Origin of the sequence: Undibacterium cyanobacteriorum (assembly GCF_031326225.1) — a bacterium.
Taxonomy (GTDB): Bacteria; Pseudomonadota; Gammaproteobacteria; order Burkholderiales; family Burkholderiaceae_D; genus Undibacterium; species Undibacterium cyanobacteriorum.
Window position 1 is genome coordinate 1,066,021 of the sequence record NZ_CP133720.1, and the last position, 15,064, is coordinate 1,081,084.

11 protein-coding genes are annotated in these 15,064 nt (G+C 49.8%); 3 read left to right on the plus strand and 8 right to left on the minus strand.

Annotation, left to right across the window (positions count from 1 at the left end; translation table 11 throughout):
• Nucleotides 1-40: 40 nt before the first annotated feature.
• From RF679_RS04355 to RF679_RS04390, 8 genes are all read right to left on the minus strand, one after another.
• Nucleotides 41-1,549, minus strand: coding sequence for an N-acyl-D-amino-acid deacylase family protein (locus RF679_RS04355; protein ID WP_309482996.1), 1,509 nt, complete (start codon nt 1,547-1,549; stop codon nt 41-43).
• A gap of 52 nt (nt 1,550-1,601) precedes the next feature.
• Entirely contained in the window at nt 1,602-2,918 is a 1,317-nt protein-coding gene (locus RF679_RS04360) for an amino acid deaminase (RefSeq protein ID WP_309482997.1), read from the minus strand.
• A gap of 60 nt (nt 2,919-2,978) precedes the next feature.
• Nucleotides 2,979-4,310, minus strand: coding sequence for a sugar MFS transporter (locus RF679_RS04365; RefSeq protein ID WP_309482998.1), 1,332 nt, complete (start codon nt 4,308-4,310; stop codon nt 2,979-2,981).
• A 75-nt stretch (nt 4,311-4,385) separates the two neighbouring features.
• A complete protein-coding gene (locus tag RF679_RS04370) occupies nt 4,386-4,742 on the minus strand; it encodes a hypothetical protein (RefSeq protein WP_309482999.1) in 357 nt (118 codons plus the stop codon).
• Nucleotides 4,743-5,596: 854 nt separating this feature from the next.
• The gene (locus tag RF679_RS04375; RefSeq protein ID WP_309483000.1) at nt 5,597-6,370 is read right to left on the minus strand and encodes an SDR family oxidoreductase; all 774 of its coding nucleotides are present in this window, start codon (nt 6,368-6,370) and stop codon (nt 5,597-5,599) included.
• Between the two features lie 68 nt (nt 6,371-6,438).
• Nucleotides 6,439-7,632, minus strand: coding sequence for a hypothetical protein (locus tag RF679_RS04380; protein WP_309483001.1), 1,194 nt, complete (start codon nt 7,630-7,632; stop codon nt 6,439-6,441).
• 105 nt (nt 7,633-7,737) lie between these two features.
• Nucleotides 7,738-8,130, minus strand: coding sequence for a RidA family protein (locus tag RF679_RS04385; protein ID WP_309483002.1), 393 nt, complete (start codon nt 8,128-8,130; stop codon nt 7,738-7,740).
• 152 nt (nt 8,131-8,282) lie between these two features.
• The gene (locus RF679_RS04390) at nt 8,283-9,284 is read right to left on the minus strand and encodes a 2-dehydro-3-deoxygalactonokinase (protein ID WP_309483003.1); all 1,002 of its coding nucleotides are present in this window, start codon (nt 9,282-9,284) and stop codon (nt 8,283-8,285) included.
• A 504-nt stretch (nt 9,285-9,788) separates the two neighbouring features.
• Here RF679_RS04390 and gcvA point away from each other — a divergent pair.
• The 3 genes from gcvA to RF679_RS04405 all read left to right on the plus strand — a co-directional run bounded on the left by gcvA (nt 9,789) and on the right by RF679_RS04405 (nt 14,905).
• Nucleotides 9,789-10,673, plus strand: coding sequence for a transcriptional regulator GcvA (gcvA, locus tag RF679_RS04395; protein WP_309483004.1), 885 nt, complete (start codon nt 9,789-9,791; stop codon nt 10,671-10,673).
• Nucleotides 10,654-11,283 carry a hypothetical protein gene (locus RF679_RS04400; RefSeq protein WP_309483005.1) on the plus strand — a complete coding sequence of 210 codons (630 nt, stop codon included), beginning with the start codon at nt 10,654-10,656 and terminating at the stop codon, nt 11,281-11,283. Before gcvA ends, RF679_RS04400 begins: the two co-directional genes overlap by 20 nt.
• 160 nt (nt 11,284-11,443) lie before the next feature.
• The gene (locus RF679_RS04405) at nt 11,444-14,905 is read left to right on the plus strand and encodes a TIM-barrel domain-containing protein (protein ID WP_309483006.1); all 3,462 of its coding nucleotides are present in this window, start codon (nt 11,444-11,446) and stop codon (nt 14,903-14,905) included.
• The last annotated feature ends 159 nt before the right edge of the window (nt 14,906-15,064 follow it).

The window sequence follows — 15,064 nt, forward strand, 5'->3', positions numbered from 1 at the left end:
GGACTTATAGCTGTAAAACTAATTTTTTGCGACGCCAAAGCTACACCGGTATCCCTGGAAAACGTTCTTGTCGACGCTCGAGAAACTGACCATGACGAGAGGGACTTGGCACACCTTTTTCGAGTGCAATCGCACCGTTCACCAAGACCCAATGGATGCCGGTCGCTGCTTGCTTCGGTGAGGCGAAAGTTGCTTGATCGCTGATAGTGGCCGGATCAAAGATCACGAGATCGGCCCAGCAGTCTGGCGCAATGCGACCGCGCTGTTTGAGGCCAAAATGATCGGCGGAGAGTGTGGTCATGCGACGTACTGCTTCGGCTAAGGTGAACAATTTTTTATCGCGGCTGTAATGTCCCAATACGCGAGGAAAGGCGCCCCATAGACGGGGATGGGGATGACTGTCGTGGGGCAAGCCATCTGAGCCTATCATCGTGTGTGGGTAGCTCAAGACGCGTTCGACATCATCCTCGCGCATCTGAAAATACACCGCGCCCGCTGGATGCAAACGGCGCGCAGCTTCTTTTTGGTCGACACCCCATTCCGTCGCGATATCGGCGAGGTCACGTCCTTGCATTTCTGGATGAGGCTCAGAAAAACTAATCATGATACGAATCACGCCATCGACGTAGTCGGGATCAAGCACGGTCGAACCAGCGGTATAGGGGTAGGCATCCAAGCCGATCGCTTGACTGCGTTTACGCTCGCTAATGTAGGCGAGTGTTTCCGTGGTGCGGCCCCAATTGGCTGGGCCTGCACATTTGTGATGCGATAAGATCACAGGCAGCTTGGCTTCCGCACCAGCGTCAAAAGCTTCGGCTAGGGCTTGCATGACCCCATTGTATTCATCGCGAATATGGGACGTGTACACACCACCAGCGGCTGCACTGATTTTAGCCAAAGCGATGACTTCTTGATTGTCTGCCGCTTTGCTGGTTTGGTAAAACAGACCCGAGCTAAAGCCGAGCGCACCAGCATGCATGCCTTCGGCCAATAGATCTTGCATGCGTTGCAGTTCTTCTGCATTGGCGCCAGTTTGCAAATCGGCCACCGCGTTGACGCGCAAAGTAGAGTGGCCAATCAGTATTCCTACATTCACAGCTGGTTGGCTTTGCTTGACTGCTTTGACATAGTCTTGCACGGAAGCGTAACGAAAATCTGCCTGCGTACCGATGAGACTCAAAGGCGCTGGGGGTGTACGATCTGCAGCCCAAGGCGATAAGCTAATGCCGCAGTTACCGGTGATGACCGTGGTCACGCCTTGCGTGAGCTTGGGTAACATGTTGGGGGCATCGAGCACTTCTCTATCATCGTGGGTATGAACGTCGATGAAGCCTGGTGCTACGACCAGACCGCTGGCATCGAGAATCTCATAGCCTTGCAAACTGAGGGCTGGGGCGATCGCCACAATTTTCTGATCGCTAATACCCAGATCAGCGCGATAGGCAGCCGTGCCACTACCGTCGAGCACTTCGGCATTGCGAATCACGATGTCAATTGTGTGAGTCTGAGGAAGAGCGGTGGTGGTGGAAATTGGCTGAACGATCGTCATACTATGGCCTTCATATTTTGTGCTGAGCTGATGCAGGATCTCGTTATACGTATTAGAAAAAGGTATTGATAGCACCGGTCACATCATAGGCATCGTTGACGCGCAAGATGAGCGGCCATTTATCAAAGGTCGTGCAGGGATGTGAAATGCCGCATCCGACTAAATCACCGACTTTTAAAGTGTGTTGAATTTCACTGTGCGGCGGTAGACGCAGATAAGCATGCTGATCGTTCATTTTCTCAATCTTACATCCTGCAGGTAAGGTCGATGCTTGCGCAACGCCACTCGCCACTGACTGCGGACGATGATGATAGAGCGGGAAGGGCAAGTCGATGTCATAAGAAGCGTCACGCTTGCCCATGGTCAGAATGGCGAGATCCGGTTCAGGTCGCGATTGCACCATGCTCCACACTTCCAGTGCTGGTTGCAAATAATCGTCTTGCATACCAGCTTCGCGCTCGCGCATTTCCTCGACTAAACCATGATAAAAACCGTGGTCATGCGTGACATAGCAACCGCTACGCAGGATGGCTGTTACGGGGCGAGAGAGCGCGAGCTCTTGTTCGAAACCACGCCCCACCAGATCAAAATAAGCAGAACCACCGGCCGACAATAAGATGTGATCGGTTTCAAATAATTGTTCGGTGTCGGCGATCTTGGTCAGTTGCAAAAGGCTTGCAATGAATTCCCGCACTGCGATTAAATCTTGTTCTCGGTTTTTGCTCACCAACAGTCCTTCATAACCTTCGATGCCCGCTAAGTGCAAATAGGGACTGGCATGAATCGCGCGCGCAACAGCGATTGCCTCGGCTTGGGAACGACAGCCAGTGCGACCACCGGGAAATCCTAGTTCCACCAATAAGCGCAGAGGGCGAGCAAGACCCGCATCGCGCACTTCACATGCCAGTCGTTTGACCGCCTCAAGAGAATCGGTGAGCGCATAGAATTCGAAGTCAGGATCTTGCCTCATCAAGGTCACGATCGCGCGAATATCGCTGCTGCTGACGAGTTGATTCGCCAGCAGTACTCGCTTCACACCAAAACGATGCGCAATCAAACTTTGATTGACGGTTGCCAAGGTCATGCCCCAAGCACCATTCTGTAACTGCATCTCAAACAGCTGCGGGCTCATGGTGGTTTTTCCATGCGGCGCGAGGACGACTTTGCGACTCTCACAGAAACGCTTCATCCACTGCAAGTTGTGTTGCAGGGCACCGTCCTTTAACACCGCCACCGGAAAGCTAGTATCGCCCCGCAAAAGATTCCAATTTTGCTGCGCCAGTGCTTGTTGCGCCAATGGGGCATGTAAAGCCAAACCCTTGGTGCCAGGAGGAAGAAGTTGTTGTTCGAGCGAAGTCAGATTCAGCATGGTACGAAAATAGTGGAAATCAAAAAAAGGAAATGAAGCGGTCGATGAGCGCACAAAGTTCTAACGTGACCAACGACGAATTGTATGCCCTTTCAAAGCGTAAAACAGAATCAAGGCATAACAAGGCAACATTACCCAATAGGCTTGTTGCGCGCCAGAGGTATCAGAGAAGTGTCCGTATGCTAAGGGCAGGATCGCACCTCCGGCGATACCCATAATCAGCGCAGCTGAACCTGCAGCGGTGTAGCGTCCTAGACCTTCCAAGGCCAAGGGCCACACAGTTGGCCATACCAAGGCATTTGAAAATCCTAGCATCGCCAAAAACAAAAGGCTATTCGGAACCTCTGGTACACCGGCCCACGCCAATAAGGAATGTGACAAACTAGTGTCGCTACTCGATGCTTGCAAGACACCCAAAACGAAGACGATGCCACTTAGTGCGCAGAGCGTGAGCGCATTTTTCTGTGAAAGAAATTTGGGAATCGCAAGGACACCGACGAGGTAACCTAACACCATGAAGCCCATCGTGTACGAGGTCAAACCGATACTATTCTTTACACCAAGATGATGCCCGTACAGTCCTATCGTATCGGCTGCAATCACCTCGACACCGACATACGCAAACAAAGTAATCGCACCTAGCACTAACTGCGGATAGCGCAAGACACCAAAACGGGTGGTGGCTTGACCTTGGTCCTCAGCATTGGTTTTAAGATCAGGTTCACCTAAAGAAGAGAAGTGGATGATGGCCATGAATAAAACCAATCCCGCCGCCATCACAATATACGGTGTCACCAAACGACTCGCTAAATCCGCACGAAAACTAGCGCGCGCGGCGACATCCATCGCTGCCAGTTCAGTGGTCGAGGTTTGGCTAATGCCGGATAAGATCAAGGCAGTGAATACCAGAGGCACGACGATACCAGCCCCTTTATTGAACAAACCCATAATGCTAATACGCATCGCAGCACTTTCACGTGGCCCAATGCAAACGATGTAAGGATTAATCGCTGTTTGCATCAAAGTCATGCCGCTCGCTAAAGTGAATAATGCGACTAAAAAGAGCGAGTATTGACTGGTCTTCGCCGCCGGAATAAATAACAGCGCCCCAATCGCCATGACACCCAAACTAGCAGTCATGCCATTCTTGTAGCCAATACGACTCAACACCGCAGCCGATGGTAAAGCCATCACGGTGTATGCAATGTAGAAAGCAAAGGTCACCCACAGAGCTTGAAAGTCACTGAGTTCGCAGACGATTTTGAGGAATGGAATCAGTGAACCATTTAGCCAAGTGACGAAGCCGAGAATAAAAAAGAGGAGGGCAATAAAGAGCATCGCAACAATCAAGTTGTTGCTTTTGCTCGGTGCAGTGACGCTTGCAGATGTCATGATGTACTTCCGGTTTGGGTTTGTTATGGGCTCTTCTTGTGGGAAGAGTGTCTCTTTTGTTGTGGGTGATGCTGATTACTCTTTTCTTTCCTTATGCTTGTCGTTCCTGCGGAGGTGGGAATCTAGTGGCTTTCGTTCTTTTTGACGGTTGGTCAAATTCAAAGTTCGCAGGTCGGGGGTAGCCCGACAGCTAGTTACCTTTTTTGTCTCGCCAAAAAAGGTAACCCAAAAAAGGCGACCACGCTGCCTCTGGCCTTCGGCTTCCCAATTGCGCAAGGCAAAAAATGGGAAAGCCTTGAAACTCGCCTGCGGCTCAAACAGCAAGGCTTTCTTTATCCATTTTCTGTCTAGCACAATTGGCAGTGTCAGAAGTGGATTAACTTCAAAATCAACTGCAAAACCAAAAACCAAAAACCAAAAACCAAAAACCAAAAACCAAAAACCAAAATCCTAAACACCCTCTATTAGACAATTAGCTGTCTCGAAACTTTAGATTCGTCATTCCCGCGAAAGCGGGAATCCAGTATCTTTTTACGTTCCATCCTTTTTGCATTCTGGTCGTTCTCATCGTTCGCAGGTCGGGGGTGGCCCGACAGCCAGTTACCTTTTTTGTCTCGCCAAAAAAGGTAACCCCAAAAAGGCGACCACGCTGCCACTGCCCTTCGGGTGCCCAATTGTGCAAGGCAAAAAATGGGGAGAGTTAGAAACTCGCCTTCGGCTCAAACATCTAACTCTCTTTATCCCATTTCTGCCTAGCACAATTGGCAGTGTCAGAAGTGGATTAACTTCAAAATCAACTGCAAAACCAAAAACACACCACCGTCACTAGTAATTTGCGCGGCCTCTGATCTTGTATGTGTTAGTTGTTACCGCATGTGCAGACGCCAATTGTGTGAGCTCAAAATAGGAAAAAGAGAGGCAGATGTTTGAGCCGAAGGCGAGTTTCTGACTCTCCCTATCTTGAGCTCACGCAATTGGGAACCCGAAGGGCGGCTGTACCTGCGTCGCCTTCTTTTGCTTACTTTTCTTGGCGAAGCAAGAAAAGTGAGTGGCTGTCGGGCCACCCCCGACCTACTAACCCCAATTTCCGAACAAAAACAAATTCAAAACAAAAATCAAATTCAAAACAAAAATCAAAGCCAAACGAACCCATCCCCATCCCAACCTTCCCCTTGAAAGGGAAGGAGCATAAATACAAAAATCGAAAATCGGAAATCGAAAATCGAAAATCGAAAATCGAAAATCGAAAATCGAAAATCGAAAATCGAAAATCGAAAAACAACCCCCTAAATATCCTCCTGCGTCAACTCCCGAGCAAACACCTGATTCCCCGCCATCAACCCACCATCAACCGGCAAGATCACCCCAGTGATCACGCGGGCGGCGTCGGAGGCTAGGAACATGACTGCATTCGCGATGTCCTCTGGTGTCGCGAAGTCGCGCAGCGGGTACCACTTTTTCAAGTCTTCAAACACCTGCGGATTCTTATCGACGCGTGCTTGCCAAGCTTGGGTTTTGACGGTGCCGGGGCAGACCATATTGCTGCGGATACCGTACTTGCCAAATTCCATTGCTAAGGCTTTGGTGTAGCTGATGAGGCCGGCCTTGGCAACGCTATAGGCGGGGTGGCCGAATGAAGTGAGGCCGTTAACGCTACCGATGATGACGATGTTGCCTTTGCCAGCGGCTTGCATCGATGCGCGCACTGCTTCGACGGAGTGGAAAGTACCGTTCAGGTTCAAATCCATGTCTTGCTTCCAGCTTTCTTCGCTGGTGCTTTGAAGCGTGAGCGCTTGCGCAGCACCTGCGTTGGCGACTAAGACGTCGATGGCGCCGTGCACTTTAGTCTGTGCGTCGATCGCGCTGCGTAGTGCTTGTGCGTCAGTGATGTCGGCTAGCACTGCACAACTGTTATTGCTGCCAAGCTGCTGCGTGAGTTCTGCGAGTTGGCTTGCTTCGCGATCTTGCGCGAAGACGAAGTCGCCAGCGTCGACAAAAGCTTGGCAGAGGGCGCGTCCGATGCCGCCACAGGCGCCAGTGATGAGAATATTTCTTGCCATAGTCATTTCCTTGCTAACGGGCTTTTTTCTGTAGTCCGTTAAAAATAGAGAACTTGTCCCTTACGTACTTACGCTCTTAACACTTGCGCCAAATGGTCTAATCGATCTCGTGGCAATAAGCCGTAGTTATAGAACGCGAAGTCCCTAATGCCGAGTGCACGTATACCGTCGATGGCAGCGGCGATTTCTTGACCATGGTTCAAGTCAGGCAAACCAGGGCGTAAGATGGCGCGGATTTTCTCGGGATGCGCTACTTGACGCAAACTCTCCCAGGCATCGGCAATCGCGCGTTGGGCATTCGGCTCGTAAAATGGAATTTCCAAATAGTCGGCGATGTCCGACAGTGCTCGCAAATCACTGCCCTCGGTCCAACAGGCCGCGGTAGGGCGTTGTACGGTGGGGATCACGGCGAGTTTCATTTCCGAAGGAATCGCGGCACGAATGGCAGCCACCAAATCGCTTACGCGTTGTTGACGCATTTCGATGTAGGCCAACCAGTCGGCGTCACTTAAAAGTTCTGCTTGCATCCAAGCTTGTGCCTGATCACTCTGTGCGTTCGCAGGGAGACGCAAATAGTGGTCAATGGCAGTGCGCACGCGTTCTTGCAAAGCATCGATGGAGATTCGTTTTTCACGAGCCGCGGTTTGGCAAGCCTCACAAAAACAGGTGCCGAGTAAATTGTCGAGCCAGGCGTTGCTCGCGACTTGTGCAAACTCGTGGTGGTAGCCATGGCCATAAGGCAACCAGCCCGGTGTTTCGAGCACGATGCTTTTGAATGCGAACTGTGAACCAAGGTCGGCGCATAGATGGACGGCGTAGTCAAAAACTTCGTTGTTCATAGGACACAAACTATACACATAGCCATCACCAAAAGCATTTTTGGCAGTGTAGTGTGGATAGGCTGCACCGATGCGAGAATTGTGTAACAGCACCGTCCATGCATGCACACCCAAACGCCCGTCAGACAATAAATCTTGCACGACGGTAGTCATGTTCGCATCGCCATGAGCAACCGGTTTGATTTCGCTATACCGCGCCAAATCAGGTGTGAAATAGGTCACGCCATCTTCAGGAAAAATCACGCGTGGTCCTTGTTTCGCATGAGGGCGGATAAATTTTCCTGCGTGATAGGCCGTGGCGATCGTGACATCACGGATGCCCATGCCGAGCGCCTCATCCACAAATGAAGTGACACCTTGATCGGCAATGTCCCAGGCGTAGGTGTAGAGTGACTGATAGCTTGGCGCGTGCTGCTGGCTCATGAATGGCTCACTGTATCGTTGAAGTTTTTGTTACGCGGTTGTTGTTACGCTGTTGTTTTGCTGGTGGCGCGATGGATGTTGGTTAAACGATCCCACTGTTCATCGTTACAGAGGCTTATAAGCAGTCACTTCAATTTCGACCTTGCAGTCCACCATCATGGCGGATTGCACACATGAACGTGCTGGTGGATTGTCACCAAAATATTCGGTGTAGATGCGATTGAAAGTCCAGAAATCGCGTGTGTCATCTAACCAAACACTGACCTTGACCACATCCTCTAAAGTGCAACCGGCTAATGCCAATACTTTTTTGACGTTTTCCATTGTGCGACGCGTTTGCGATTCGATTCCGCCGGTTTCGATTTCACCGTTTTCTTTCATGGCGACTTGGCCAGAACAGAATACGAAATCACCAGCGCGGACTGCAGGCGAAAAAGGCAAGCGTTGTCCGCCAGCGCCACTAGGAATATTGCCGAAGCGAGTGATGGTTTTTGTCATGATCGTTGTTGTCGTTGAAGTTGAAATGCGTGATTGGTAAATAGCAGAGGCAAGCTAGTAAGTGAGGATAGATCCTAGCGAAATGCACAGCTTGAAACTATCCGGATATTCCCTGCTTAAGTTGAACTTATCGATGAATCTAGACCCAAGAATTATTTGATCAGTCCACGCGCTTTGGCGACTAAAATGGCTCCTTGTCCAGCGAGGTGAGCTTGCGTCTCATCAGAAACCACGGTGATCTGGCCAGAGAAGTAGTCGTCGTGTTTAATCAAGATTGCCAAGGCTTCTTTCATAATCGGTTTGCCACAAATCACCACTGGCGTGCCTGGTAGCATGGTGATTGCCGTACTATTTTTGAGTGTCAATAAGTCGGCGCCGAGAATGGCACCGAGTAGGAAGTTGGCGCGGTCATTGCGTTCGTAGATGGTGAATTGATCGAGGGTGCGTACATTGAAACAGGTGCGACCGAGGCCTATCGTTTGCGCCGATTGCGCACCAGCCAATAGCATCTCTTCTTTGATCGAGGTGGCGAATTGGGAATCGAGCGACTGCGCCAAAATGGTGTTGTGGGTAATCACATACATCAATTCGCCAGCCAGCGTCGTCACGCATCCCGTGATGCGATTTTTGTCATCGATGCAGACAAATTTGGAGTGCGATCCGGGCATCACCATCATGGCGGGACCGGTAATACCAAGTTGGTCAATCACGCTCATGACTTCAACTTCTTCACCACGCATCATATCCATGGCTTCGCAGTTATGTAGGCCAATATTGTCGACCACATTGCGCACACCAGGTACGAACCAAATAGGTTTTGGAAATACTTCGGGGATCGTCACCGACACCATGCCGCGCGCTAATTGCTGCAAACCAGCAGGTGCTAGGACATGCGGTAGTTCAAATAAGCCGACATTCGAACTGATCATGCCTGAGCCGATCACGAAATCGACTTGTTCGGCATCGATACCACCGGCAGCGAGGGCATTAATAATGGTGTCACGCACTCCGTTTTGCAGGCGCTCGCGGGTTCCGGTAATGGCGGTGTCGCGTACGCCGACCTCGCATGCTTGGTGGGCGATGACTTGGTCATCTTTCCATAAGGTGACGCGAGTGTTGGTGGTGCCGGTATCGATAGTAATAATTGTTGTCATGTCGTTGTAGACCTAAATGGTTTGTTCACCGCCTTGTCTTTATCCCATTGGCGTGAACGCATCCTCAATCAAAATGCGATCGTGTGGAAAACACGTTTGCTGATATCTCAAGCGAAATTCATTTCTCTTTTTGCAAAATTGCCTAGGTATCAAGCTCAATAGTCATCGCTTGAGAAGACCTGCCTTGATCAGATGCTCGCAGCTTAACGGGCTGGTTTGAGTGTCGCAAGCGAGGAATATTTGAGATGTCATTAAGAAATACTTAATGGCAGAAGTTTTCCTCATTGAGTGCAGCGGGCAATCTCGAACAAGACCCGCGCCAAATCTCGCTTTGAGCTGAGTTTCTGATTTTAATGAAAAGCAAGTTTCCCAAAAACAATGGGTAAAATAGTAGCATTCTTTCTTCAAAATAAGTGTCTCATCAGACCGCAATAATATTTCAAGACTTCATCAAATTTTTCTTAATGAAGTTCTGATATGGTATCGTTTTCTAATGAGGCTACCATGTCAAAACGTCTGCCACCGTTAAACGCATTGAAAGTTTTTGAAGTCGCTGCGCGCCGACTCAATTTCACGCGCGCGGCAGAAGAATTGCATGTGACGAACGCCGCGGTGAGCCATCAAATTAAATTGCTCGAAGACTTCTTGGGACTCGATCTTTTTCAACGCAGTAATAATGTGTTGAAACTCACCGAAGCAGGGGAGCGCTACTTACCGCGCATTCGCGAAGGCTTCAAAATATTTCAGCAAGCCACCGATGCTTTGCTGAATGATAATAATGTTTTATTACGTGTCGGTGTGCCACCTTCATTCGGCTCAAAATGGTTGGTTCCGCGTTTATACCGTTTCTTGAATCGTCATCCGCAAGTACGCGTCGAGATCGTCTCTGAAGTTGATCGTAGTTATCGCGATTGCGATATCTCCATTGATTTTCGGCGTACGCAATTTGCCGATTTTCGTATCGAGCCTTTCATCGTGACGGAAGTATTTCCAGTGTGTAGTCCAGCCATCGCGAAGACTTTACAAACCCCAGCGGATCTCAGTAAGCAAACTTTACTGCATGAAGTCAGTGCCATGAATGATCCTGACTATCCAAGTTGGCAGTCGTGGTTTTCGACCTTGGGCGTGAATGATAAAGAAGTGCGCAAAGGTCCTTTGTTTACTCTGGCTTTAATGGCGCTGCAGGCAGCGATTGATGGACAAGGTGTGGCCTTGGGTCAAGCGTTGTTAGTTGAGTACGACATCGCGGCGGGACGTTTGGTGCGCCCGTTCGATGTGCAAACACCTTTGCGTCTCGATTACTACTTGATCTATGCGGCAGATATGAAAGAGAACGCAGCCTTCCAAGCTTTCCATCAATGGTTGGTAAGTGAAGCACGCACACGCTGATATTGAATCGACCTGTTCCTCCAATAATTCTTTGATTGCCATGTTGTCGCTCAATCGTATCTTTCACAACTCTGCTGACCTGCCTTTAATTCGCCGTGAATTACTTTTGGTGACGGCGCGTTGCGGTATCACCGGTGCTACACGTCTAAGCACTGAGTTAGATCGTTCGATGTTGATGCTGCAATTACATAACACTGATCAAGGTGGGCAGCAACAGCGGCAGCAACAGCAAGCGCCAACATGGACCAGCAGCGCGGCCTTATGTGATCGCATTGAAGCAGTGGATTTTCAGCAGGGCCGTGTGCACTTGCGTGGACAACGCTATCGTTTCGAAGTCGATGTGATTGCTTTCGCCACGCATCACAGTGCTGCCGACCCACAGCATGATTCACTTCACGGAGCGAGTTTGAACCCTATCAAATTTGATGAAGTGATTTTTGTTGGTGATGCGCAGAAGTGCGTCAGCCAAGCTTTACGTTGCTCTCATTTATCGCGCAAGATGATGGTGCTAGGACGAAGTCAGTTGGATCATGCGCAAAGAGTCGTGCGACAACAATTGCACCGTTTGCAAGGACATCAAGAAAAAACTTTGAAAGCGATCGCCCCCTAATTTTTTTAAAGCACGATCAAAAAGTTCTCGCTGTTCGCTGCAATTAAATGTGGATACAGTACGGTCAACTCGGTGAGCGCCACGTTCCTTTTTTGCGTGTTCGCTCTGAGATTTTTCTCCTTGGATCCCTCTTTCATTTTTATCCTACCCTAGGTGGTTTATGTCCTTCTTTCAAAATGCACTGCAGGTGTTTGCCAGCACCAAAGCAAGTAAATCAAAAGTGAATCAAAAACACAGTCCCAATCAAGGCCAGTTCCCTGCGAAGTGTCTCAGCTTAATGTTAGCAGCAGCGTTTTCAACTGCAATCCCGAGCCATGAAGTGCAGGCGGCTAGTGTCGGTAATGTACGCAAAATTGAGAATGTGAATGGCCAATCTCAGCTGAGTATTACGACTGACAAAGGCAATTTGATACAGATCTCCATCTTGCGTTCCGATTTGTTCCGCGTCTGGGCTGGTAGCGATGCAAAGTTAGTCGATGCGGGTGATAAGGCCGCGCCTATCGTTTTGAAACAAGACTTCGGCAAAGTGGACTTTACGGTGCAGGAGCAAAGCGATTATTTGTTGGTGAAGACCAAAGACATGGCTTTGCGGATTTATCGTCAACCACTGCGTTTGGCTTTATATCGCGCTGATAATCGTACGATGCTGTGGCAGGAATTGCAGGCCTTAGATATTGGTGAAAAGCGTAGCTTTCAAACGCTGTCGAGTAGCGCTGATGAGGCGTTCTTCGGCGGTGGTCAACAGAATGGTAATTACGCTTTCAAAGGAAAAACATTAGAGGTTTCTTATTCGGGTGGCTGGGAAGAAAACGATAGACCAAGTCCAGCGCCGTTTTATATGAGCAGTAAAGGCTATGGCGTGCTACGTAACACTTGGAGCAATGGTAGTTACGATTTTCGTTCTAATGATTTCATCACGAGTAGTCATAATGAGAAGCGATTTGATGCCTATTACTTTGTCGGCGATAGCATCAAAGATGTCTTGAATGGCTACACGACCTTAACTGGCCGCGCACGGATGCTGCCGCGCTGGGCCTATGAATATGGCGATGCCGATTGCTACAACGATGGCGACAATGTGAAGAAGCCGGGCACCTTTCCCAAAGCTTGGAGTGATGGTCCGACTGGTAAAACACCGGATGTGATTCTCTCAGTCGCAGCGAAATATCGTGAGCACGATATGCCAGGTGGTTGGATCTTACCAAATGATGGCTATGGCTGCGGTTACACCGATCTTGAAGCGGTCGTGAAAGGGCTGAAACAATACGGTTTCCGTACCGGTTTGTGGACCGAAAACGGAGTCGATAAGATCAAATGGGAAGTCGGCACAGCGGGCACACGCGCTCAGAAACTCGATGTGGCTTGGACTGGCCAAGGCTATCAATTCGCGCTCGATGCGAACCAAGCGGCGGCGCAAGGCATACTTGATAATTCGAATTCGCGTCCCTTCATTTGGACAGTGATGGGCTGGGCTGGCATGCAGCGTTATGCAGTGACATGGACTGGTGATCAAAGCGGTAGCTGGGATTACATTCGTTGGCATATTCCGACACTGATTGGTTCTGGGTTGTCGGGCCAAGCCTATGCAACCGGTGACGTTGATGGGATCTTTGGTGGTAGCCCCGAAACCTTCACACGTGATTTGCAGTGGAAAGCCTTTACACCAGTATTGATGGGGATGTCAGGATGGTCGCAAAATGTGCGCAAGCATCCTTGGGCCTTTGACGAGCCGTATCGCAGCATTAACCGCGATTATCTCAAACTCAAAATGCGTCTGATGCCGTATATGTACACCTTGGCACAAGAAACTGAAATGACCGGCGCGCCTATCGTTCGCGGTTTGATGTGGGATCATCCACAAGATCCTCATGCGAATGACGAGAATTACAAATACCAATTCTTCCTCGGTAAAGACCTCTTGGTGGCGCCGGTGTATCGTAGTCAAGCGGCCAGTCAAGGTTGGCGCAAGGGTGTGTATTTACCGCAAGGACAATGGATCGATTACTGGGATGGTCGAGTCGTGACAGCCGGCACCCAAGGTAAGCTGATCGATTATCAAGTGAGCCTCGACAAATTGCCGGTGATGGTGCGCGCCGGTGCGATTTTGCCGATGTATCCTAGCGCCTTGTATGATGGTCAAGTCGCTAAGGACGTTCTGACTTGGGATATCTATCCTCATGGTGAAAGCAATTTCACTTTATACGAAGATGATGGTGAAACGCGCCAATATCAGCAAGGGGAAAAGTCCACCCAACAGATTCGTGTTTTCGCACCTGAAAACAAAGCAGGTCTGATTCAGATCAAGCTCGATGGTGTGCGTGGTCAATATCAAGGGATGGAAACGCAACGTGTACAAGTGTTCCAAGTGCATACGCGCGTCAAGCCGTCACAAGTCTTACTGCAGAAACAGGCTTTAGCCGAGTTAGTGAGTCGCGCAGAATTTGAAAAAGCGAATACTGGCTGGTATTACGACGCCGCCCATCAATACGGCGTGGTGTATGTGAAGACGGCGAAGCTCGATGTGCGACAAGCGCTGGCCGTTGATCTGGATATTCCAAGCACGGCAAGTCTGGCGAGCACGGCTGATTATCCAGCGGCGCCAGCGACCGGTGATGTGGTACCGGCGGACTCTCTGATCGTGCTCAATCGCTCCGCGGAAGAGCCCGGTCATCCCGTGGAGAATGCTTTCGATGGTAAGCCTGGTACTTGGTTCCGTACCCTGCGCGATCAATCGCAAAAGACCGGCCCTCATGAATTTACTTTGGCTTTAGGTGAGCGTCGTTTGATTAAAGGCTTCGAGATCGCACCGCGTAACGATAAACATTGGGATGCAGGTCAAGTCAAAGATTTTGAGGTCTATATGGCCGATACCAATGGTGAGTGGGGCCAACCGATTTATGTGGGGCAGTTGAAAAAACAAGAAGGCAAGCAGCGCGTGGAGTTCCCGGCCAAAGCTGGGCGTCTCTTCCGCTTCCGTATCTTGAGCTCACATGATCAGGCCGAAGATGGTAACGTCCAAGATCCTATGGTCTTGACGTCGAATGATGCGAGTGCTGGCAATGCGCCGCGTGCTTACAATGCATTCACGCCAATTGTCGTGCCACCAGTGACGATTTCTGAATTCCATTTATTGGAGCAGCAAAATCCTGACAAGCCAGCATTGCAGTCCGCCTTGTCTGATTTCCCGTTTGCCGCAGCGAAGGGCACCGTGGTCGCCAAAGATAAGGTGATGATCGGTAAAGTAGCCAATGCTACAAAGCACGAGACTATGATGCAGATGAATGGTTTGAAATTCCGCAAAGGCTTGGGTGTGAGCGATGTCAGTGAGATCACTTATCGTCTACAAGGCAACTGGCAAATTTTCCGGGCTGACGTCGGTATCGATGATGCATGCCGCCAAAATGGTGGCTTGCAATTCCAAGTCTATGGTGATGGCAAATTGCTGTTTGACAGTGGCTTAATTGAAGCGCCTGCCGTGGTAAAGCCTGAGCTTGATATTCGTGGCATTAGCAAATTGAGCTTGCGCACCACCGGCGTGAAAGCCAAGGCCAAAGCACCCGTTTGCGCAAACTGGGCCAATGCGACCGTGATTGGATTTGCAGGTGACACCATCGTGAAATAAAGCGCAATAAGTCATGGTGAGGCAATAACTCATAAAAAGGCTCTGTGGCTATGATCGGTCACAGAGTCTTTTTTATTGGTCAATTCGAATATTGAAGTCGATTTACGGAACCAAGTCACTATGACATCATCTAAATTGGTCTAAGCCTGTGCATGATTG

What these genes read in the sequence shown, in the direction of transcription:
- RF679_RS04390 (WP_309483003.1), bottom strand. Translation starts at nt 9,284, where the DNA reads ATGACAACAATTATTACTATCGATACCGGCACCACCAACACTCGCGTC.
- RF679_RS04380 (WP_309483001.1), bottom strand. Translation starts at nt 7,632, where the DNA reads ATGAGCCAGCAGCACGCGCCAAGCTATCAGTCACTCTACACCTACGCC.
- RF679_RS04405 (WP_309483006.1), top strand. Translation starts at nt 11,444, where the DNA reads ATGTCCTTCTTTCAAAATGCACTGCAGGTGTTTGCCAGCACCAAAGCA.
- RF679_RS04360 (WP_309482997.1), bottom strand. Translation starts at nt 2,918, where the DNA reads ATGCTGAATCTGACTTCGCTCGAACAACAACTTCTTCCTCCTGGCACC.
- RF679_RS04365 (WP_309482998.1), bottom strand. Translation starts at nt 4,310, where the DNA reads ATGACATCTGCAAGCGTCACTGCACCGAGCAAAAGCAACAACTTGATT.
- RF679_RS04385 (WP_309483002.1), bottom strand. Translation starts at nt 8,130, where the DNA reads ATGACAAAAACCATCACTCGCTTCGGCAATATTCCTAGTGGCGCTGGC.
- RF679_RS04355 (WP_309482996.1), bottom strand. Translation starts at nt 1,549, where the DNA reads ATGACGATCGTTCAGCCAATTTCCACCACCACCGCTCTTCCTCAGACT.
- gcvA (WP_309483004.1), top strand. Translation starts at nt 9,789, where the DNA reads ATGTCAAAACGTCTGCCACCGTTAAACGCATTGAAAGTTTTTGAAGTC.
- RF679_RS04375 (WP_309483000.1), bottom strand. Translation starts at nt 6,370, where the DNA reads ATGGCAAGAAATATTCTCATCACTGGCGCCTGTGGCGGCATCGGACGC.